General features: G+C 60.4%; 20 protein-coding genes. 10 read left to right on the top strand and 10 right to left on the bottom strand.

What is annotated here, in order from left to right:
• Nucleotides 1-25 precede the first annotated feature (25 nt).
• The 7 genes from nikR to N438_RS17740 all read right to left on the bottom strand — a co-directional run bounded on the left by nikR (nucleotide 26) and on the right by N438_RS17740 (nucleotide 6,309).
• Nucleotides 26-427: a nickel-responsive transcriptional regulator NikR gene (gene nikR / locus N438_RS17770; RefSeq protein WP_022066421.1), complete on the bottom strand. Its 402-nt coding sequence runs from the start codon at nucleotides 425-427 to the stop codon at nucleotides 26-28.
• Nucleotides 415-1,206 carry a nickel import ATP-binding protein NikE gene (gene nikE / locus N438_RS17765; RefSeq protein WP_012540373.1) on the bottom strand — a complete coding sequence of 264 codons (792 nt, stop codon included), beginning with the start codon at nucleotides 1,204-1,206 and terminating at the stop codon, nucleotides 415-417. Before nikE ends, nikR begins: the two co-directional genes overlap by 13 nt.
• Entirely contained in the window at nucleotides 1,203-1,967 is a 765-nt protein-coding gene (locus N438_RS17760) for a nickel import ATP-binding protein NikD (protein ID WP_008806946.1), read from the bottom strand. Before N438_RS17760 ends, nikE begins: the two co-directional genes overlap by 4 nt.
• Nucleotides 1,967-2,800, bottom strand: coding sequence for a nickel ABC transporter permease subunit NikC (gene nikC / locus N438_RS17755; RefSeq protein WP_012967107.1), 834 nt, complete (start codon nucleotides 2,798-2,800; stop codon nucleotides 1,967-1,969). Before nikC ends, N438_RS17760 begins: the two co-directional genes overlap by 1 nt.
• Nucleotides 2,797-3,741, bottom strand: coding sequence for a nickel ABC transporter permease subunit NikB (gene nikB / locus N438_RS17750; protein WP_008806948.1), 945 nt, complete (start codon nucleotides 3,739-3,741; stop codon nucleotides 2,797-2,799). The genes nikC and nikB overlap by 4 nt, the downstream gene beginning before the upstream one ends.
• A complete protein-coding gene (nikA, locus tag N438_RS17745; protein ID WP_110234104.1) occupies nucleotides 3,741-5,309 on the bottom strand; it encodes a nickel ABC transporter substrate-binding protein in 1,569 nt (522 codons plus the stop codon). Before nikA ends, nikB begins: the two co-directional genes overlap by 1 nt.
• Before the next feature lie 139 nt (nucleotides 5,310-5,448).
• Nucleotides 5,449-6,309 (bottom strand): LysR family transcriptional regulator, encoded by an 861-nt coding sequence (locus N438_RS17740; protein WP_008806950.1) that lies wholly within the window; start codon nucleotides 6,307-6,309, stop codon nucleotides 5,449-5,451.
• Nucleotides 6,310-6,406: 97 nt separating this feature from the next.
• On the opposite strand from N438_RS17740, the gene N438_RS17735 reads away from it, so the two are divergent.
• From N438_RS17735 to arnF, 8 genes are all read left to right on the top strand, one after another.
• Nucleotides 6,407-6,913, top strand: coding sequence for a phenolic acid decarboxylase (locus N438_RS17735; protein WP_165818806.1), 507 nt, complete (start codon nucleotides 6,407-6,409; stop codon nucleotides 6,911-6,913).
• Between the two features lie 396 nt (nucleotides 6,914-7,309).
• Nucleotides 7,310-8,449 (top strand): UDP-4-amino-4-deoxy-L-arabinose aminotransferase, encoded by a 1,140-nt coding sequence (arnB, locus tag N438_RS17730; protein ID WP_012540377.1) that lies wholly within the window; start codon nucleotides 7,310-7,312, stop codon nucleotides 8,447-8,449.
• A 1-nt stretch (nucleotide 8,450) separates the two neighbouring features.
• The gene (gene arnC / locus N438_RS17725) at nucleotides 8,451-9,434 is read left to right on the top strand and encodes an undecaprenyl-phosphate 4-deoxy-4-formamido-L-arabinose transferase (RefSeq protein ID WP_008806952.1); all 984 of its coding nucleotides are present in this window, start codon (nucleotides 8,451-8,453) and stop codon (nucleotides 9,432-9,434) included.
• On the top strand, nucleotides 9,431-11,416 hold the full coding sequence (gene arnA, locus N438_RS17720; RefSeq protein WP_008806953.1) for a bifunctional UDP-4-amino-4-deoxy-L-arabinose formyltransferase/UDP-glucuronic acid oxidase ArnA: 1,986 nt from the start codon (nucleotides 9,431-9,433) through the stop codon (nucleotides 11,414-11,416). The genes arnC and arnA overlap by 4 nt, the downstream gene beginning before the upstream one ends.
• Nucleotides 11,413-12,315 (top strand): 4-deoxy-4-formamido-L-arabinose-phosphoundecaprenol deformylase, encoded by a 903-nt coding sequence (gene arnD, locus N438_RS17715; RefSeq protein WP_008806954.1) that lies wholly within the window; start codon nucleotides 11,413-11,415, stop codon nucleotides 12,313-12,315. The genes arnA and arnD overlap by 4 nt, the downstream gene beginning before the upstream one ends.
• Nucleotides 12,315-13,970 (top strand): lipid IV(A) 4-amino-4-deoxy-L-arabinosyltransferase, encoded by a 1,656-nt coding sequence (arnT, locus tag N438_RS17710; protein ID WP_008806955.1) that lies wholly within the window; start codon nucleotides 12,315-12,317, stop codon nucleotides 13,968-13,970. Before arnD ends, arnT begins: the two co-directional genes overlap by 1 nt.
• Complete coding sequence (gene arnE, locus N438_RS17705) at nucleotides 13,967-14,305, top strand: 4-amino-4-deoxy-L-arabinose-phosphoundecaprenol flippase subunit ArnE (RefSeq protein WP_008806956.1); 339 nt, start codon at nucleotides 13,967-13,969, stop codon at nucleotides 14,303-14,305. Before arnT ends, arnE begins: the two co-directional genes overlap by 4 nt.
• Entirely contained in the window at nucleotides 14,305-14,685 is a 381-nt protein-coding gene (gene arnF, locus N438_RS17700) for a 4-amino-4-deoxy-L-arabinose-phosphoundecaprenol flippase subunit ArnF (RefSeq protein ID WP_008806957.1), read from the top strand. Before arnE ends, arnF begins: the two co-directional genes overlap by 1 nt.
• Here arnF and N438_RS17695 read toward each other — a convergent pair.
• Nucleotides 14,682-15,731 (bottom strand): AI-2E family transporter, encoded by a 1,050-nt coding sequence (locus tag N438_RS17695; RefSeq protein ID WP_008806958.1) that lies wholly within the window; start codon nucleotides 15,729-15,731, stop codon nucleotides 14,682-14,684. The two genes, arnF and N438_RS17695, sit on opposite strands and share 4 nt — an antisense overlap.
• A gap of 134 nt (nucleotides 15,732-15,865) precedes the next feature.
• Here N438_RS17695 and N438_RS17690 point away from each other — a divergent pair, with 134 nt between their 5' ends.
• Nucleotides 15,866-17,086, top strand: coding sequence for an MFS transporter (locus N438_RS17690; RefSeq protein WP_008806959.1), 1,221 nt, complete (start codon nucleotides 15,866-15,868; stop codon nucleotides 17,084-17,086).
• Here the strand turns inward: N438_RS17690 and N438_RS17685 are convergent, their stop codons facing one another.
• Nucleotides 17,087-17,644, bottom strand: coding sequence for a DcrB family lipoprotein (locus N438_RS17685; protein ID WP_012540380.1), 558 nt, complete (start codon nucleotides 17,642-17,644; stop codon nucleotides 17,087-17,089).
• 73 nt (nucleotides 17,645-17,717) lie between these two features.
• Entirely contained in the window at nucleotides 17,718-18,383 is a 666-nt protein-coding gene (locus N438_RS17680; protein WP_116696393.1) for a 7-cyano-7-deazaguanine/7-aminomethyl-7-deazaguanine transporter, read from the bottom strand.
• Nucleotides 18,384-18,589: 206 nt separating this feature from the next.
• Between N438_RS17680 and tusA the strand changes: the two genes are divergently transcribed.
• Entirely contained in the window at nucleotides 18,590-18,835 is a 246-nt protein-coding gene (gene tusA, locus N438_RS17675; protein WP_002920858.1) for a sulfurtransferase TusA, read from the top strand.
• Nucleotides 18,836-18,964: the final 129 nt, after the last annotated feature.

Below are 18,964 nucleotides of genomic sequence, written 5' to 3'. Positions count from 1 at the left end.
CAGTCTGCAGCAGATCGCCATCGTTTTAATTTTCATCCGCTAAACACTGCAAATGCCCATGGCGCACGCCGCGCTGGGCAATCACCTCGTCGGCAAAATGCTGTACTTCGGCCATGTCTCCTTTCAGCACCGCAATCTCCAGGCAGTCGTCATGACTGATATGTACATGCAGCGTGGCGACGGAGAGATCGTGATGATGATGCTGGGTGGCCACCAGCCGGCTCGCCAGTTCGCGTTTCTCATGTTCATACACGTACGACAGGACGGCATACCCGCGCTGTGATTCCGGCGACGGAGGATCCTGGTTGAGGGCGTCGCGCAGAATATCGCGTACCGCCTCCGAGCGATTGTGGTAGCCACGGCGGGCGCTGAGCGCATCGAGGGCGGCCAGCAGGTCATCATCAAGGGTCAGGGTTACGCGCTGCATGGCATGGCCTCGTTTAGCAGAGTGGCAGGAAAAGGGGGGAGCACCGCTTGCTGGAGCGCCTGTCCGGCAGGGGAGTGCAGGCGCAGCGGTAAGCTGACCGTCGCGGTTTCGACGATGCGCCCGTGCTCCATCACCAGCACTCGCTGGCAAAAGCGCTCCACCAGCCGCAGGTCGTGGGTGATGAACAGGCAGGCGGTGTCAAACTGCGCCTGCAGACGCTTCAGCAGGGCGATAATCTCCGCCTGCAGCAGCAGATCGAGATTTGAAACCGCTTCATCCAGGATCAACAGCTGCGGCCGTACCGCCAGGGCGCGTGCCAGGCAGACGCGCTGCAGCTGTCCGCCGCTGAGCTGCGCCGGGCGCTTATCGAGCAGCGACGGCGCGAGGTCGACGGCCAGCAGCATCTCTTCCACCCGCCGCGAACGCGCCTCACGCGACAAGCGTAACAGATGGCGTAGCGGCTCGCTGACGATCTCGCGCACCGTTTTGCGCGGATTCACCGCGCTGAAGGCATCCTGAAATACCAGCTGAATATCACGGCGGAAGGCGCCGATGGCCTCGCCCTTGAGGGCAGTCAGCGGCGTGCCGCGCCAGGCAATATCACCGTGCTGCGGCGTTTCCAGACCCACCAGCATCCGCGCCAGGGTGCTTTTCCCACAGCCGCTGCGTCCGAGCAGGGCCACCGTTTCGCCGGGGGCGATGGCGAGATGGATCGCATGTAGGACCCTGCCGTGGTGAGGATAATCGTGACTCACTCCGGTGACGCTGAGTAAATTCATGGTGTTTTCTCCAGGCCGTACAGCGCCAGATGCGCGGCCAGCAGGCGCTGGCTGAGCGGGTGCCGCGGGGCGCTAAATAGCGTATTCACATCGCAGTGTTCAACGAGGCGACCGTTCTCCATGACCGTCACGTGATGCGCCAGCCGCGCCACGACGCCCATATCATGCGTCACCAGCAGCAGCCCCAGACCGCGCCTGGCGACGATATCCGCCAGCAGATCGAGAATGCGCGCCTGGGCGATGGCATCGAGATCGGTCGTCGGCTCGTCGGCGATGATAAAGGGCGCGCGGCTGAGCAGGGCGAGAGCGACCATCATCCGCTGCAGCATGCCGCCGCTCATCTCAAAGGGGTAGCGCTTCAGCAACGCCCGCGGATTGTCCAGACCGACCTCCTCCATCGCTGCCAGCAGCACGGCGTCATTTGTTTCACGACCCGCTGCCCGGCAGGTTTCCCGGGCGTGCGCGGCCATGGTCTGCAGTGGATTAAAGGCGCTGCGTGGGTTTTGCATGATGGTGGCAATAGTCGTGCCGCGCAGTTGTTCGCCGTGCACCGGAATGCCGTCGAGCAGCACCCGGCCGGCGGTTTGCCTGACGCCAGGCGGCAACATGCCCAGCGCGGCGGCGCAGGTCAGCGATTTTCCGCAGCCACTGCTGCCGAGCAGCGCCAGCACCTGCCCGCGGCGCAGGGTGAAGGAAACGTCGCTGACCAGCGGTCGGTCAGCGGCAAGCGAGATCTGTTCCAGTTGGATCTTCTGCGGCATCAGTGGCTATGCTCCGCGATCAGGTGGGGATCGAGACGATCGCGCAGCGCGTCGCCCAGCAGGTTAAAAGCCATCACGCTGATGAACAGCGCCAGCCCCGGCCAGACCATTTGCAGCGGCTGGGTCCAGATATACTGTCGGGCGTCGTTGATCATTACCCCCCATTCCGCCGTCGGCGCGCTGACGCCGAGACCGAGGAACGACATGCCGGCCACGTGAAGCATCATATGGCCGATATCCAGCGAGGCGAGCACCAGCAGCGAGGGGATCACCGCCCCGGCCAGATGGTCGCTGAACAGCCGCCACTGGCTGGCGCCGCTCAGTCGGGCGGCGAGGATAAATTCGCGCTGGCGCAGGGAAACCACCAGGTTACGCACCATTCTGGCATACCAGGCCCAGTGCGACAGCGCAATGGCGAGGATCACGTTGGTCAACCCGGTACCCAGCACCCCCACCATAAAAAAAGACAGGATCGAGGTCGGAAAGGTCATAAACAGTTCGGCGAGGCGCATCAGGCCGCGGTCGGCGCGGCCGCCCAGCAGCCCGGCGCTGCCGCCGACCGCCAGACCGATCAGCAGCACCAGCAGCAGACAAGCCATCACCGCCCCCAGCGAAACGCGGGTGGCGGCCAGCAGGCGTGAGAAAATATCCCGGCCGAGATGATCGGTGCCGAGCCAGTGCGCTGCGCCCGGCGGTAGCAGCCGCTGCTGAAGGTCAATCGCCGCTGGATCCCAGGGCAGCCACCAGCCGCTGCCGATGGCGATGACTGCCAACAGCGCGATAACCAGCATGGCCAGTTTTACCGGCCAGCGAAAGCTTTGTAGCCATCTCATGCGCTCACCTCCTCGTGGCGGCGCAGGCGCGGGTCGAGCGCCGCGTTAAGCACATCCACCGCCAGATTAGCCAGCACGAACACCGTCACCATCATCAGGGTAAAGCACTGGATCACCGGGTAATCGCGATTGAAAATGGCGGAAACCGCGTAGCGGCCGACCCCGGGCCAGGCAAAGATATTTTCGATAATCATGGTGCCGCCGATCAGCTCGCCAATGTGCATGCCCAGGGCGGTCACCACCGGCAGGGTGGCATTGCGCAGGATATGTCGGCGCTCCACCTGGCGCGCGCTCAATCCGCGTAGCCGCGCCCATATCACGTGACGCTGGCTGGCGGCGTCCAGCATGCTGGCGCGCAGCAGGCGGGCGTTGATCGCCAGCGACATAAAGGCGATGGAGACGGCGGGCAAAATCAGGTGCTGCCAGTCGCCATACCCCATCGCCGGGAGCCACTGCAGATGCACGGAAAAGAGCATCACCAGCAGAAAGGCCAGCCAGAAGTTCGGCATTGAGACGCCAAGAAAGGCAATCAGCCGTACCACATAGTCCGGCAGGCGATCGCGATGGCGCGCCGCCCAGATGCCCAGCGGCAGGGAGGTGACGAGGATCAGCGCCAGCGCCGCGCCGGTGAGCAGCAGGGTGGCTGGCAGGAAGTGCAGCAGGTCATCCAGCACCGGGCGCTGGGTGGCATAGGAGAGACCGAAATCCAGGTGCAGCGCCCGCCACAGCCAGTGCAGATACTGCATCGCCAGCGGCTGGTTGAGCCCCAGCAGCTCGCGGGTCGAGGCAACCATCTCTTCAGTGGGCGGCAGGTTCGACAGGCGTAAATAATCCAGCGCCGGGTCGCCGGTGCCGAGCCGCAGCAGCAGAAAGATGATGGCGGAGGCGGCGAGCAGCAGCGGGATCAGCAGCAGCAGGCGGCGTAAAATATAGCGTAGCATTATGGCGTTACCGGGTTAATCTGATCGAAAGGGATCTCGGTGGTCACCGGGGCGAACGGGATCTCCCCGACCTCCTGGTGCGCAACCGACATCAGCGAGACATAGCTGATGGGCAGGTACACCGCGTCCTGATGCAGGCGGGTCAGCACATCGTGGTACCGTTTTCTCCGCAGCGCCTCGTCCCCCGTGGTCAGTACTTCGTTAATCTCTTTATCAATCAGCGCTTTGTCCGGCAGGCCTCGCTGGGCCTGGTAATCCGCATGCGACGGGACGCGCATCGAGCTTAAAAAGGCATGCGGATCGTAGGGCGCGCCCCAGGTGCGATTGAAGATCATACCGAAGCGGCCTTCGCGCTGGCGGGCGTAAATGCTGCTCTCCTCCTCACCCACCAGGGTGACCTGGACGCCGACCTGCCGCAGATTGGCCTGAATAATTTCGGCCATTGATTTAGCCAGCGCGTCGGTGCCGATAAACGCCAGCTCAATCGCCAGCGGTTGCCCGGCTTTTTGTCGCCAGGGCTGGCCCTCTGGCTGCTGCCAGCCAGCCTGCTCCAGCAGGGCGCGGGCTTTTGCCGGATCGTAACGGCGCGGCGTCAGATCCTGCGGCGCGTAGGGGACCGAGGGGGCAAACAGGGTGTCGGCAACCTGCTGGGTGCCATACAACACGCTATCGACAAGGGTCTGTTTATCGACGGCGTAGTTGAGCGCCTCACGAACCGCCTGCTCGCGGGTCGGGCCCTGGCTGGCGTTCAGCGCCAGCATCACCGTTTCCACCGGGGCGGACAGGCGCGCCACGTAGCCGGGGTGATGGCGAAAACGTTCGAAGGTGTCCAGCGGCAGCAGCCCTTCGTCACCGTAGAGCATATCGATTTCCCCGGTTTCGAACGCCACCGCCCGGCTGGTGGCGTCGGGGATCACCTTGATGGTGATTTGCTGCAGTGCCGGTTTACGACCCCAGTAGCGCTCATTGCGTACCAGCACATCGCGCTGATTGAGCTGCGAGCTCGCCAGTCGCCACGGACCGGTGCCGATCGGGGCTTTAATGCCCCTGGCGGTGCCGCCATCGATAAACTGCGAGGGCGCGATGAAGCGGAACGGGCGGGGCAGGGCCAGCTCTTGGAGTAAGGGCGCGTAGGCGCTTTTCAGAGTGATCTGCAACTCAGTGGCGCTGAGCGCCCGCACGTCGGTGATCTGGTTGGCGAGCTCAAGCCAGGCATGGCGTTGGCGGTTGGCCAGCACCGCCTGGAAATTGGCCGCCGCGGCCTGGGCGTTAAACGGTTCGCCATTGGAGAAGGTCACATCGTCGCGCAGGGTGAACCACCAGGTTTTACCATCGGCGGCGTGACGCCAGCGGGTCGCCAGCCAGGGCTGTACGCTGCCGTCAGCCTGATACTTCACCAGCGGTTCATAGACCATGCTTTGGGCAAACATCTGGTTGGGTGTATAGAGATGGGGATTCAGCGGGCCGACGTTAACCGGCCAGGCGGTGGTGAGCTGGTGCGGCGCGGCCTGAGCCAGCAGAGGGACGCAGGCAACCAGCGCCAGCAGGGTGAGGCGGATAATAGACAAGACGGCGATCTCAGCGACAGGAAAGTATGACGATTTTAGTGATTCATCATACTTTGGGAGTAACCTGGATCAATATTGCGCCGGAAAGTATAAGAAAATCGTATCATTACACGCGGGCGGTAAACACCGCCTGCGCTTCTCAGGGCGCCCGGAATAAGCCCAGCAGCGTGGCTACCTGCTCGTCGATCGGCGCCAGGTCCCGCTTAACGATCAGGTGCAGCGGCGTCGCGCGGCGCGCGCCGTGGCTGAGGGGCAGCCGCTTCAGCACGCCCTGGTCGAGATGGGGGCGAATGCGCTCTTCCGGCAGCCAGCCGAACCCGACCTGATACATCACCGCATCAATGGCGGCGTCAATGGTGGAGAAGGTCCAGGCGTCACGCGTCGCCTGGCCATCGCCGGTCTGATCGGCAATGCGCACCAGCGGCCACGGCGCCAGCGTGCTGTCCTCCAGCGGCCCGTCGAGCGTGGCGAGAGGGTGGTCGCGGTGGGCGACGGCGATAAAATCAATATTCATCAGCCACTCTCCGCGGCCGGTAATATCCTGGCGGCGGGTCAGCACCATCACATCAGCTTCTGTCCGCGCCGCGCTCTCGTCATCAACGTTTTCCAGCACTTCGGTGAGTCTGACCTGGGTCTGGGGATAGCGCTGCTGAAACTGGCGTAAAATCGCGAACAGCCGCTGGCGCGGGAAAATGCTGTCGACCACCAGATCCAGGCGGGTACGCGCCCCGTTGCGTAAGGTGGCGGCGTGGGTCTCGACGTAGGCAAAGGCCTGCAGCAGCGGTTTGACCTGATTTAGCAGTAGTTCACCCGCGGGGGTGAGTACCGCCCGCCGGCCGGACGGCGCCAGCAGCGCCACGCCTAAGCGCTCCTGCAGCAGCGCGAGATTATAGCTCACCGAAGACTGACTGCGGTTGGTCTCCTCCGCCGCTCTGGCAAAGCTCCCCAATTCCACTACCTTTTCGAGTAACGCCCATTGCTCCAGGGTTGTCTTGTGCATAATCAATCTAAAATTTGGATGTATTTAATCCAAACATAGCGTTATTCATTCATTTTTTAAAGACGTATGCTGTCCTCAACAAAACAGAGGAGAATAAATGATGAGCACTTTCGACAAACATGACCTCAGCGGCTTTATCGGTAAACATCTGGTCTATACCTACGACAACGGCTGGAACTACGAGATTTACGTCAAAAATGGCCACACCCTCGACTACCGTATTCACAGCGGCATCGTCGGCAATCGCTGGGCGAAAGATCAGGAAGCGTACATCGTGCGGGTGGGGGAAAGTATCTACAAAATCTCCTGGACCGAACCGACCGGCACCGACGTCAGCCTGATCGTCAACCTGGGCGACAAACTGTTCCACGGCACCATTTTCTTCCCGCGCTGGATCATGAATAACCCGGAAAAAACCGTCTGCTTCCAGAACGACCATATTCCGCTGATGAATTCGTACCGTGATGCCGGCCCGGCCTATCCAACGGAAGTGATTGACGAGTTCGCCACTATCACCTTCATTCGCGACTGTGGCGCCGATAATGACGAGGTCATTAATTGCCCGGCGAGCGAATTACCTGCGGATTTTCCTGCAAACTTGTAATTCAGCAGAAATAACTTTGTGATCTGCGCTAACATTTTGTCATTAAGCGTGACGATCGCTAATTAAAGTATTGTGTATTGGTTTAATTCCCGTTTACTTTTTGCTATTGCGTTCCTGTTTCTTGCCGCTTAACAGGAACGCTTTCCTGTCATGCCCCTGCCATAAAAAATTCCTATCATACTGTTTAGTAATGAGTTATTACTTATTCTGAGAAAATATTAATTTCTTAATATTATCCTAAGCAAGGTCGACTACATTAATAGTGGTCGAAATACCCTGAAATGGAATGCCGCGCTGAACTCACTTCATTTTAATTTCGTTTAAGTCCGCAGGCGCAGGATATTTTATTCTAACGACCCTGATTTGTGCGTGGGTCAACTACAGAACAGGATGATGATGAGCGATTTTTTGCCGTTTTCGCGCCCGTCGATGGGCGACGCAGAGCTGGCTGCGCTGCGTGAAGTTTTAGCGTCGGGCTGGATCACCACCGGACCGAAGAATCAGGCACTCGAAGCGGCATTCTGCCAGCTGACCGGCAATCGCCACGCGATTGCCGTCAGTTCAGCGACCGGCGGGATGCATGTGACCCTGATGGCGCTGGGTATTGGCCCCGGCGATGAAGTCATTACGCCGTCCCAGACCTGGGTCTCCACTCTCAATATGATCTGCCTGCTGGGCGCTACGCCGGTGATGATCGATGTCGATAACGACAATCTGATGATTACCCCTGACGCGGTGGAAGCGGCGATCACTTCGCGTACCAAAGCGATAATTCCCGTGCACTACGCGGGCGCGCCAGCCGACATCGACGCCATTCGCGCGGTGGGCGAGCGCCACGGCATTCCGGTGATTGAAGATGCCGCCCATGCGGCGGGTACCCATTATAAAGGCCGCCACATTGGCTGGCAGGGGACCGCCATTTTCTCGTTCCACGCGATCAAGAACATGACCTGCGCCGAAGGCGGGCTGATTGTCACCGACGACGACGAGCTGGCCTCCCGTATCCGCAGTCTGAAATTCCATGGTCTGGGCGTGGACGCTTATGATCGTCAGACCCACGGCCGCGCGCCGCAGGCGGAGGTGATCACCCCGGGCTTTAAGTACAACCTTGCCGATATCAACGCCGCTCTGGCGCTGGTCCAACTGGAAAAACTGAGCCACGCCAATCAGCGCCGGACCGAGATTGCCCAGCGCTACCTGCGCGAGCTGGCGGACACGCCGTTTAAACCGCTGACCGTCCCGGCATGGGATCACCAGCACGCCTGGCACTTGTTTATCATCCGCGTCGATGAGGCCGCATGCGGCATCAGCCGCGACGCGCTGATGGAAAAGCTGAAGGCGATGGGTATCGGCACGGGTCTGCATTTCCGTGCGGCTCATACGCAAAAATATTACCGCGAGCGCTTCCCTGAGGTTTCCCTGCCAAATACCGAATGGAACAGCGCCCGCATCTGTTCTCTCCCGTTGTTCCCGGACATGACCGATGACGATGTCACTCGCGTCATTTCCGCACTGCGCCAGCTGTCAGGACGTTGATATGCTTACTTACCCTCCCGTGAAGAAGGTCTCGGTGGTTATCCCGGTTTATAACGAACAGGATAGTCTGCCGGAACTGCTTCGTCGTACGGATACCGCCTGCGCCACGCTGGGGCGGCAATATGAAATTCTGCTGATCGACGATGGCAGCAGCGACGATTCCGCGCGCATGCTGACCGAAGCCGCCGAGGCGGAAGGCAGTCACGTCGTCGCCGTGCTGTTAAACCGTAACTACGGCCAGCACTCGGCGATCATGGCCGGCTTTAGCCATGTGACGGGCGATCTGATTATTACCCTTGATGCCGATCTGCAAAACCCACCGGAGGAAATTCCGCGGTTAGTAGAGAAGGCTGATGAAGGCTACGACGTGGTGGGCACCGTCCGCCAGAACCGTCAGGACAGCATCTTCCGCAAAAGCGCCTCGAAGATGATCAACCGCCTGATCCAGCGCACCACCGGCAAAGCGATGGGCGACTACGGCTGCATGCTGCGCGCTTACCGCCGCCATATTATCGACGCGATGCTCAACTGCCACGAGCGCAGCACCTTTATCCCGATCCTGGCGAATACCTTCGCCCGTCGCGCGGTCGAGATCCCGGTGATGCATGCCGAGCGCGAATTCGGCGACTCCAAATACAGCTTCATGCGCCTGATCAACCTGATGTACGACCTGGTGACCTGTCTGACCACCACGCCGCTGCGTCTGCTCAGCATTTTCGGCAGCGTGATTGCCCTCCTGGGCTTCGCCTTCGGCCTGCTGCTGGTGGTGCTGCGCCTGGCCTTTGGCCCGCAGTGGGCGGCGGAAGGGGTGTTCATGCTCTTCGCCGTGCTGTTTATGTTCATCGGCGCCCAGTTTATCGGTATGGGCCTGCTCGGCGAGTATATCGGACGCATCTATAACGACGTTCGCGCTCGTCCCCGCTACTTTATTCAACGTGTTGTTCGCCAGCCGGAAACGGCATCTAAAGAGGAAGATCGTTCATGAAAGCCGTAGTCTTCGCTTATCACGATATGGGCTGCACCGGTATCCAGTCCCTGCTGGACGCCGGGTATGATATCGCTGCTATTTTCACCCACCCGGATAACCCTGGCGAAAACCATTTCTTTGGCTCCGTGGCGCGCCTTGCCGCCGAGCAGGGCATTCCAGTGTGGGCGCCGGAAGACGTGAACCATCCGCTGTGGATTGAGCGTATCCGCGAGATGAAGCCGGACGTGCTGTTCTCCTTCTACTACCGCAACCTGCTGGGCGATGAGATCCTCAATCTGGCGCCGAAAGGGGCGTTCAACCTGCACGGTTCGCTGCTGCCGAAATATCGTGGCCGTGCGCCGCTGAACTGGGTGCTGGTCAATGGCGAAAGCGAAACCGGCGTCACCCTGCACCGCATGGTGAACCGCGCGGATGCCGGCGATATCGTCGCCCAGCAAACCGTGGCGATTGGCCCGGATGACGCGGCCCTGACGCTGCATCGTAAGCTGTGCGCCGCCGCCACTGAGCTGCTGGGCCAGGCGTTGCCGGCGATCCTTGAAGGAAAAACCGCAGAGCGCCCGCAGGATCACAGCCAGGCGACCTACGTGGGGCGTCGTACCCCTGAGGATGGCCGCCTCGACTGGGAGCAGCCGGCGCAGACCCTGCACAATCTGGTGCGTGCCGTCTCGGATCCGTGGCCGGGCGCCTTCGGCTACGCTGGCGCGAACAAGTTTATCGTCTGGAAATCCCGCGTCCGCCACGATCTGCCGGCAGCCAAACCGGGTACCGTTATCTCCGTTGCGCCGCTGATCGTGGCGTGCCAGGACGGGGCGCTGGAAATTGTCACCGGCCAGACCGAACGCGGTGTGTACATGCAGGGCGCTCAGCTGGCGCAGGCGCTGGGCCTGGTGTCCGGGGCGGTGATCAGCAGCAAACCGGTGGTGGCGATTAAGCGTCGCACCCGCGTGCTGATCCTTGGCGTCAATGGCTTTATCGGTAACCATTTGACCGAGCGCCTGCTGCAGGACGACAACTATGAAATTTACGGCCTGGATATCGGCTCCGACGCCATCAGCCGTTTCCTTGAGAGCCCGCGTTTCCACTTCGTGGAAGGCGATATCAGCATTCACTCCGAGTGGATCGAGTATCACATTAAGAAATGCGACGTGGTGTTGCCGCTGGTGGCCATCGCCACCCCTATCGAATACACCCGCAACCCGCTGCGCGTGTTCGAGCTGGATTTCGAAGAGAACCTGAAGATCATCCGCGATTGCGTGAAATACAATAAGCGCATCATCTTCCCGTCGACCTCTGAAGTGTACGGCATGTGCACCGACAAAAACTTCGACGAAGATACCTCCAATCTGGTGGTCGGGCCGATCAACAAACAGCGTTGGATCTACTCGGTTTCTAAACAGCTGCTGGACCGCGTGATTTGGGCCTACGGCGATAAGTACGATCTTAAGTTCACCCTGTTCCGTCCGTTCAACTGGATGGGACCGCGCCTGGATAACCTCAACGCCGCGCGTATCGGTAGTTCCCGCGCCATCACCCAGCTGATCCTCAACCTGGTGGAAGGGTCGCCGATCAAGCTCATCGAGGGCGGCAAGCAGAAGCGCTGCTTCACCGATATCAGCGACGGTATCGAAGCGCTGTTCCGCATCATCGAGAACAAAGACGGCCGCTGCGACGGGCAGATCATCAACATCGGCAACCCGGAAAACGAAGCGAGCATCAAAGAGCTGGCCGAAATGCTGCTCGCCTGCTTCGAACGCCATCCGCTGCGCGATCGCTTCCCGCCGTTTGCCGGCTTCCGTGAAGTGGAAAGCAGCGATTACTACGGGAAGGGCTACCAGGACGTTGAGCATCGTAAGCCGAGCATTCGCAACGCCAAACGCTGCCTGAACTGGGAACCGAAGGTGGAGATGGAAGAAACGGTCGAACACACGCTGGACTTCTTCCTGCGTACAGTTGAACTGGTGGACGATAAAAATCCATGAAACAGGTCGGCTTACGCATAGATGTCGATACCTTTCGCGGAACGCGGGACGGCGTTCCGCGGCTGCTGGACCTGCTGGGCCAGCACGGGATCCAGGCAAGCTTCTTCTTCAGCGTCGGGCCGGACAATATGGGGCGCCATCTGTGGCGCCTGGTAAAACCGAAGTTTCTGTGGAAGATGCTGCGTTCCAGAGCGGCTTCGCTGTACGGCTGGGATATTCTGCTGGCTGGCACCGCGTGGCCGGGACGCCGCATCGGCGCGGGGAACGAAGCGGTGATCCGCGCGGCCGCCGAGTCTCATGAAGTCGGGCTGCACGCCTGGGATCACTACAGCTGGCAGGCGTGGAGCGGCGTCTGGCCGCAGGAACGGCTGGCGCTGGAGGTTGAGCGCGGCCTGCTCGAACTGGAACGCATCATCGGCCGGCCGGTCACCTGTTCGGCTGTCGCCGGCTGGCGCGCCGATCAGCGGGTGGTCAAAGCCAAAGAATCCTTCGATTTTCTCTACAACAGCGACTGTCGCGGCACGCGGCCGTTCCTGCCCCAGCTCGGTAGCGGCACGTTTGGTACGGTGCAGATCCCGGTCACGCTGCCGACCTGGGATGAGGCGGTGGGCACGGCGGTCGATATCGCCGGCTTTAACCGCTACCTGCTCGACTGCATCCATCGCGACCCGGGCGTGCCGGTCTATACCATTCACGCCGAAGTGGAAGGTATTGCTTACGCCGATCAGTTCAATGAACTGCTGACCATGGCGGCGGAAGAGGAAATTCAGTTTTGCCCACTGAGCCAGCTGCTGCCCGCTGACTTTAGCGAGCTGCCGTCTGGCAAAGTGGTTCGGGGTGAACTGGCTGGCCGGGAAGGCTGGCTCGGACGTGAACAATTACTGACTTCGGGTGTTTGATGAAAAGCATTCGCTATGGCGTCTCTCTGATTGCGCTGTTTGCGCTGTATTACCTGCTGCCGCTTAATTTTCGTTTGCTCTGGCAACCCGATGAAACCCGCTATGCGGAGATCAGCCGTGAAATGCTGGCCACCGGTGACTGGGTGGTGCCGCATTTTCTCGGATTGCGCTATTTCGAAAAGCCGATTGCCGGTTACTGGATCAACAGTATCGGTCAGTGGCTGTTTGGCCATAATAACTTCGGCGTACGCTTTGGGTCGGTCTTCGCTATCACCATGACTGCCCTGCTGGTGGCCTGGCTGGCGTGGCGCGTCTTTCGCGACAAAAAGGTGGCTGTCCTGTCGCCGGTGATTTTCCTTACCGCGATGCTGGTGTATGCGATTGGCACCTATGCGGTGCTGGACCCGATGATCACCCTGTGGCTGGCGCTGGCGATGTGCAGCTTCTGGGGCGCGGCGCAGGCGCAGAGCCGCAGCGGCAAAATACTGGGCTACGCGCTGCTGGGCGTCGCCTGCGGTATGGGGGTGATGACCAAGGGCTTCCTGGCGCTGGCGGTGCCGGTGGTGGGCGTGCTGCCGTGGGTGATCGCCCGTAAACGCTGGCGTGAAGTGCTGACCTACGGCTGGCTGGCGGTGATCGTCTGTACGCTGGTGGTGCTGCCCTGGGGGCTGGCTATCGCCCAGCGCGAGCCGGACTTCTGGCGCTACTTCTTCTGGGTCGAGCATATTCAGCGTTTTGCCGAAAAAGATGCCCAGCACAAAGCGCCGTTCTGGTACTACATTCCGTTCCTGATCGCCGGCAGCCTGCCGTGGCTGGCCCTGCTGCCGGGGGCGCTGAAGCGCGGCTGGCTTGAGCGCGATGAGGCTCGCGGCGCGCTGTATCTGCTGGGTTGGGTGGCGATGCCGTTCCTGTTCTTCAGTATCGCCAAAGGCAAACTGCCGACCTATATCCTGCCGTGCTTTGCGCCGCTGTCGATTCTGATGGCCCGCTACGCGCTGGAGGCCGCAAAGACCGGCGCAAAAGCGCTGCGCATCAACGGGATGATCAACCTGGGCGTTGGCCTGCTGGGGCTGATCGCCGTGCTGGTGGTCTCACCCTGGGGCGTGATGCACAAGCCGGTGTGGACCAAGATTGAGCTGTATAAATGTCTGCTGGCGGCGATCGCCTTCGCCGTCTGGGCGCTGATGGGCTGGCTGGCGATGAAAAACCCTGGCCGCCGCTGGAGCCTCGCCGCGCTCTGTCCGCTCGGCCTGGCGCTGCTGGTGGGCTTCGCCATCCCGGACCGGGTTATCGACAGCAAACAGCCGCAGTTCCTCGTGGATATCGTCAGTGAATCCCTGCAGCCCAGCCGTTACGTCCTGACCAACAACGTTGGGATCGCCGGCGGCCTGGCCTGGGAGCTGAAGCGCAGCGATATTATTATGTTCGACAAACAGGGTGAGCTGAAGTACGGTCTCGACTGGCCGGATGCTCAGGGAAGCTTTGTCAGCCAGGCCGGTTTTGCCGACTGGCTGGCCACGCACCGTCAGCAGGGGCCGGTCTCGCTGGTGCTGTTGATGGATAAAGGAGAGAGTATGGTTGACTTACCGTTACCGAAGCCAGATAACGCCTACGAGCTGGGTCGGGTGGTCTTCCTTCAGTATCTGCCGCAATGAGCGTCTGGATCTGTCTGGTGTTCGCCAGCCTGCTGAGCTGCGCCGGGCAACTCTGCCAGAAACAGGCGACCCGCCCGTCCCGTCGCGGACGGCGGAGTCGCCATATACTCTTCTGGCTGGGGATGGCGCTGTTATGCCTGGGCTGCGGCATGCTGCTGTGGCTGAGCGTGCTGCAGTCTATTCCGGTCAGCATCGCCTATCCGATGCTGAGCCTGAATTTCGTCTGGGTTACCCTCGCGGGCTGGGGCATCTGGCATGAGCCGGTCGCTCGCCGTCACTGGCTTGGCGTCGGGTTGATCGTCGTGGGCATTGTCATTCTGGGGACCAGCGTCTGATGGGCTTTCTCTGGGCATTATTCAGCGTCGGCCTCGTCAGCGCCGCGCAGTTGCTGCTGCGCAGCGCCATGGTGGCCTTGCCGCCGCTGACCGATATTGTGGCATTTCTCCAGCATCTGCTGCATTTCCAGCCCGGGACCTTCGGCCTGTTTTTCGGCCTGCTGGGCTACCTGCTGTCGATGGTCTGCTGGTACTTTGCCCTGCATCGCCTGCCGCTGTCGAAAGCGTATGCCCTGCTGAGCCTGAGCTATATCCTCGTGTGGGCCGCCGCCATCTGGTTGCCCGGCTGGCATGAGCCGTTCTACTGGCAATCGCTGCTGGGCGTGACGATCATTGTCGCCGGCGTGTTGACCATCTTCTGGCCGGTCAAACGCCGCTAGCCGGGGAGCCGGCTTTTGGGACGGCCCGGGCCGAGCAGGATCGCCAGCTTGCTGCCTCCGACGGTGGTCTCCATCCAGATTTTACAGACGCTGGTTAACGGTACCGAGAGCAGCATCCCCACCGGCCCCAGCAGCCAGCCCCAGACCAGCAACGACAGGAACACCACCAGGGTCGACATTCCCAGCCGATGGCCCATCATGCGCGGCTCCACCATGTTGCCCAGTACCATATGCACCACCAGAAACAGCGCCCCGACCAACAGGCACTCATAAATGCCGCTAAACAGCAGCGCCTGCAGCATCGGGGGGATAGCGGAGATAGCGGAGCCAATGTTCGGCACATAGTTCAGCAGAAACGCCAGCACCCCCCACATCAGGGCGAACTGTACCCCCATCGCCAGCAGCCCCAGCCAGACAATCAGCCCGGTCCACAGGCTAATCAGCGTCTTCAGCGCCAGATAATGGGTGACGCCTTTCAGCGCCCGGTGCAAGCCGGCGATATGCAGGCGAGGGTTATTGAGGGCAAAACGCAGTTTGTAGGGCAGGTGGCGAACCTCAAACAGCATAAAGATCACCGTCATCACCAGCAGCACGATGCTGGCCATCGCCCCGGAAAGCTGGGTCATTAGCGTCGTGGCCCAGGTCATCAGCCGTTCTGAATCCATGCGCCGCAGCATGCGCTCCGGATTGATATGCAGGTTAAGGAAGGGGAGATACTCCTGGAGCTGGAGGATCTTGCGCGTCAGCGCGCGGTTGAAATCGGGCAGCATGGCGACAAAGTCATTGAGCGACGCCGCCAGTACGCCAAGCAGCGCGGTGAGCATCACCAGCATCGCCGTTACCACCAGGGTAATGGCGAACGGACGCCGCACCCCGCGGCGAATGAACCAGGTGACCAGCGGGTTGAGGACAATAGCGAAAAACAGCGCCAGCAGCAGCTGCACCAGAATATCGGCGGCGGCGTGGATCCCGGCGAGGATAATCACCAGCGCTGCCAGCTTAAGTAAAATATGGAGCCCGGCTTTATCAGCCTGCGGAGAGGACATAGGTATTCCTTTTTATGAGTCGCGCCAGATAAGTGTAGCGGTTCGCCGACTGCCAATATTCTGAAAGGAGGGCTGCTTTTCCGCCGACAGCGTGGTAATAGTGAAAGCTGATTGTCGAAATCTGGTGGAACCTGATGCCCGAACCCGTCGCCGAGCCGGCGCTCAATGGACTGCGCCTCAATCTGCGGATTGTCTCTGTCGTTATCTTTAACTTTGCCAGCTATCTCACCATCGGCCTGCCGCTGGCGGTGCTGCCCGGCTATGTGCATGATGTCATGGGCTTTAGCGCTTTCTGGGCCGGGCTGGTGATTAGTCTGCAATATTTCGCCACGCTGCTCAGCCGCCCGCATGCCGGGCGCTACGCCGACCTGCTGGGGCCTAAAAAGATTGTCGTCTTCGGTCTCTGCGGCTGTTTTTTGAGCGGTTTGAGCTATCTGTTGGCGGCCTGGAGCAGCGGCTGGCCTCTGGTTAGCCTGCTGCTGTTATGCCTCGGACGGGTGATCCTTGGTATCGGCCAGAGCTTCGCCGGCACCGGCTCGACGCTGTGGGGCGTCGGCGTGGTCGGTTCGCTGCATATTGGGCGGGTGATCTCGTGGAACGGGATTGTGACCTACGGGGCGATGGCGATGGGCGCGCCGCTCGGCGTGCTGTGCTATTCACACATTGGCCTCAGCGGCCTGGCGGTAGTCATTATGGCGGTGGCGCTGGTGGCGATCCTCTGTGCGCTGCCCCGCGCGGCGGTGAAGGCTACCAAAGGGAAAGCGATGTCGTTTCGCGCGGTGCTTGGCCGGGTCTGGCCTTACGGTATGGCGCTGGCGCTGGCCTCCGCCGGCTTCGGGGTGATCGCCACCTTTATCACGCTGTTTTATGACGCCAAAGGCTGGGACGGCGCGGCTTTCGCTCTGACGTTATTCAGCTGCGCGTTCGTTGGCACGCGGCTGCTGTTTCCTAACGGCATTAATCGCCTCGGTGGACTGAACGTGGCGATGCTCTGCTTTAGCGTGGAGATTATCGGACTACTGCTGGTCGGCTTTGCCGATACGCCGTTGCTGGCGAAAATCGGTACCTTCCTTACCGGGGCGGGGTTCTCGCTGGTCTTCCCGGCGCTGGGGGTGGTGGCGGTCAAAGCGGTGCCGCAGCACAATCAGGGGTCGGCGCTGGCGACCTATACCGTGTTTATGGATTTGTCGTTGGGGGTCACCGGGCCGCTGGCCGGATTGTTGATGGCGTGGACCGGGATCTCGATGATTTATCTCGCCGCGGCTGGGCTGGTGATGGCGGCGCTGCTGTTGGGCTGGCGGCTAAAAAAACGGCCCCCGGTTAGCGAACCGGAGGCCATCGCACCAGGCCAGTAATTACTGGATGGTGAGGGTGTTGATGATGCTTTCTGCTTCGGTCTGCGCCTGCTGCTGGTTGTCCGCCGGCAGGGTCACCTGCAGGGTCAGCAGTTTGTCATCCACTTTGCCGAGGATCACTGAAGACCAGGCGGTCTGCCCCTTGGCAGAGATGATGCTGTCCAGCTGCTGCAGGGTATGGCCTTTCATCTCCAGCGATTTATTGCTCACCACCTGCAGCTGCGGGTCGCGGCTACGCTGCTGATCTTCCAGTCGTTTCGCCAGTACCGCCAGATCTTCATTGGTGCTGTCGCCGACGATGACGATGACCGCTTTCTGGCCGGTAGCGTCAGAGTAGACGTGCATGTTGTTCGCCTGGGTACCCAGTTTGCCGCTCTGGTCGGCCATGCCCGCAGGCAGGGTGAAGCTCAGTTTGCCATCCAGCAGGCTGATTGCCTGGCCGCTGGCATTGCTCTCCGCTGCTGCGCCAACGGTTGGCGCTTTTGAATCGCTGTTATCGCAGGCAGCAAGCCCCATTACCAGCAGGCCAATACCGACATATTTAACCAAATTGCGCATTGACATCTTCCTTTCGATAAACGGCCACTAATGGCTCATCCGGCTATCTTAACACATCGGCCCGCGAGTACCTTTAACTCGGCTGTAATGCCGACAAATCAGATTTATCCGCCAGTCTTTTCAACAGCATATTTAACAGCACGCCGTACATCGGCAGGAAGAAAATAATGCTGATAAGCACTTTAAAGCTGTAGTCGACGAGGGCGATTTCCCCCCAGTGGGCGGCCATAAACGGGTCCGGGCTGCGCCAGAAAGCGATAAAGAAGAACGCGACGGTATCGCTGATGTTGCCGAACAGCGTCGAGGCGGTGGGGGCCAGCCACCAGCGGCGACTCTGCCGCAGGCGGTTGAAGACGTGGACGTCGAGGATCTGCCCCAGTGCATAGGCCATAAAGCTGGCGATGGCGATGCGCGCGACGAAGAGATTAAAGGTGCCCAGCGCGGCAAAGCCCTGCCACTCGCCCATGTAGAACAGCGCAGAGATGCCGTAAGAGATAACCAGCGCCGGGACCATCACCGCGAAAATGATGCGTCGCGCCAGCGGTGCGCCAAAAATGCGTACCGTCAGATCGGTGGCGAGAAAGATAAACGGAAAACTAAACGCACCCCAGGTGGTATGGAAACCAAAAATGGAGATCGGCAGCTGAACCAGATAGTTGCTGGAGGTGATGACCAGCAGATGAAATAGCGAAAGCCAGACGAGCGCTTTTTTGCGCTGTACGGTAGTAAACGGATTCATATTGTGACCTTTTTATGCCCGTCATGCTTCAGGTGAATGAGCAATCGGCAGCGGAACGTTGGGGTGAGGGAACCCAATAAAAAACGGCTGCATGATACTGCGTTGTCGGCGTAATGCAATGGTTGTTTTTCGCGCAAACGTTAACCTGGCTTGCGTACTGGCGAACTGGGGGTAAACTAGGGCCGTTTTGTTAACGTGAGACTAAAATGAGCGAACTTTTCTCCACTCCTGACCATACCCTGGATGCCCTGGGGCTCCGCTGCCCGGAGCCGGTCATGATGGTGCGTAAAACCGTGCGGACGATGCCGGTCGGCGAGACGCTGCTGATTATTGCTGACGATCCGGCCACCACCCGCGATATCCCGGGATTCTGCCGCTTTATGGAGCATGAGCTGGTGGCCCAGGAAACCGAAGCCCTGCCGTACCGCTATCTGATCCGCAAAAGCCACTGAGCTTTTCCCGGATAGCGGCGCGTAGCGCCTTATTCGGGCTACCCGACGGTCCGGAATCGTAGCCCTGCTAAGCGCAGCGCGAGCAGGGAATACTCCGGATGGCGGCGCGTAGCGCCTTATCCGGGCTAC

The sequence above is a fragment of the Klebsiella sp. GL120222-02 genome, assembly GCF_003097195.1.
Lineage (GTDB): Bacteria > Pseudomonadota > Gammaproteobacteria > Enterobacterales > Enterobacteriaceae > Klebsiella > Klebsiella variicola.
This window is presented reverse-complemented; position numbering and strand designations above follow the sequence as displayed.

What these genes read in the sequence shown, in the direction of transcription:
- nikR (WP_022066421.1), bottom strand. Translation starts at nt 427, where the DNA reads ATGCAGCGCGTAACCCTGACCCTTGATGATGACCTGCTGGCCGCCCTC.
- nikE (WP_012540373.1), bottom strand. Translation starts at nt 1,206, where the DNA reads ATGAATTTACTCAGCGTCACCGGAGTGAGTCACGATTATCCTCACCAC.
- N438_RS17760 (WP_008806946.1), bottom strand. Translation starts at nt 1,967, where the DNA reads ATGCCGCAGAAGATCCAACTGGAACAGATCTCGCTTGCCGCTGACCGA.
- nikC (WP_012967107.1), bottom strand. Translation starts at nt 2,800, where the DNA reads ATGAGATGGCTACAAAGCTTTCGCTGGCCGGTAAAACTGGCCATGCTG.
- nikB (WP_008806948.1), bottom strand. Translation starts at nt 3,741, where the DNA reads ATGCTACGCTATATTTTACGCCGCCTGCTGCTGCTGATCCCGCTGCTG.
- N438_RS17740 (WP_008806950.1), bottom strand. Translation starts at nt 6,309, where the DNA reads ATGCACAAGACAACCCTGGAGCAATGGGCGTTACTCGAAAAGGTAGTG.
- N438_RS17735 (WP_165818806.1), top strand. Translation starts at nt 6,407, where the DNA reads ATGATGAGCACTTTCGACAAACATGACCTCAGCGGCTTTATCGGTAAA.
- arnB (WP_012540377.1), top strand. Translation starts at nt 7,310, where the DNA reads ATGAGCGATTTTTTGCCGTTTTCGCGCCCGTCGATGGGCGACGCAGAG.
- arnC (WP_008806952.1), top strand. Translation starts at nt 8,451, where the DNA reads ATGCTTACTTACCCTCCCGTGAAGAAGGTCTCGGTGGTTATCCCGGTT.
- arnA (WP_008806953.1), top strand. Translation starts at nt 9,431, where the DNA reads ATGAAAGCCGTAGTCTTCGCTTATCACGATATGGGCTGCACCGGTATC.
- arnD (WP_008806954.1), top strand. Translation starts at nt 11,413, where the DNA reads ATGAAACAGGTCGGCTTACGCATAGATGTCGATACCTTTCGCGGAACG.
- arnT (WP_008806955.1), top strand. Translation starts at nt 12,315, where the DNA reads ATGAAAAGCATTCGCTATGGCGTCTCTCTGATTGCGCTGTTTGCGCTG.
- arnE (WP_008806956.1), top strand. Translation starts at nt 13,967, where the DNA reads ATGAGCGTCTGGATCTGTCTGGTGTTCGCCAGCCTGCTGAGCTGCGCC.
- arnF (WP_008806957.1), top strand. Translation starts at nt 14,305, where the DNA reads ATGGGCTTTCTCTGGGCATTATTCAGCGTCGGCCTCGTCAGCGCCGCG.
- N438_RS17695 (WP_008806958.1), bottom strand. Translation starts at nt 15,731, where the DNA reads ATGTCCTCTCCGCAGGCTGATAAAGCCGGGCTCCATATTTTACTTAAG.
- N438_RS17690 (WP_008806959.1), top strand. Translation starts at nt 15,866, where the DNA reads ATGCCCGAACCCGTCGCCGAGCCGGCGCTCAATGGACTGCGCCTCAAT.
- N438_RS17685 (WP_012540380.1), bottom strand. Translation starts at nt 17,644, where the DNA reads ATGCGCAATTTGGTTAAATATGTCGGTATTGGCCTGCTGGTAATGGGG.
- N438_RS17680 (WP_116696393.1), bottom strand. Translation starts at nt 18,383, where the DNA reads ATGAATCCGTTTACTACCGTACAGCGCAAAAAAGCGCTCGTCTGGCTT.
- tusA (WP_002920858.1), top strand. Translation starts at nt 18,590, where the DNA reads ATGAGCGAACTTTTCTCCACTCCTGACCATACCCTGGATGCCCTGGGG.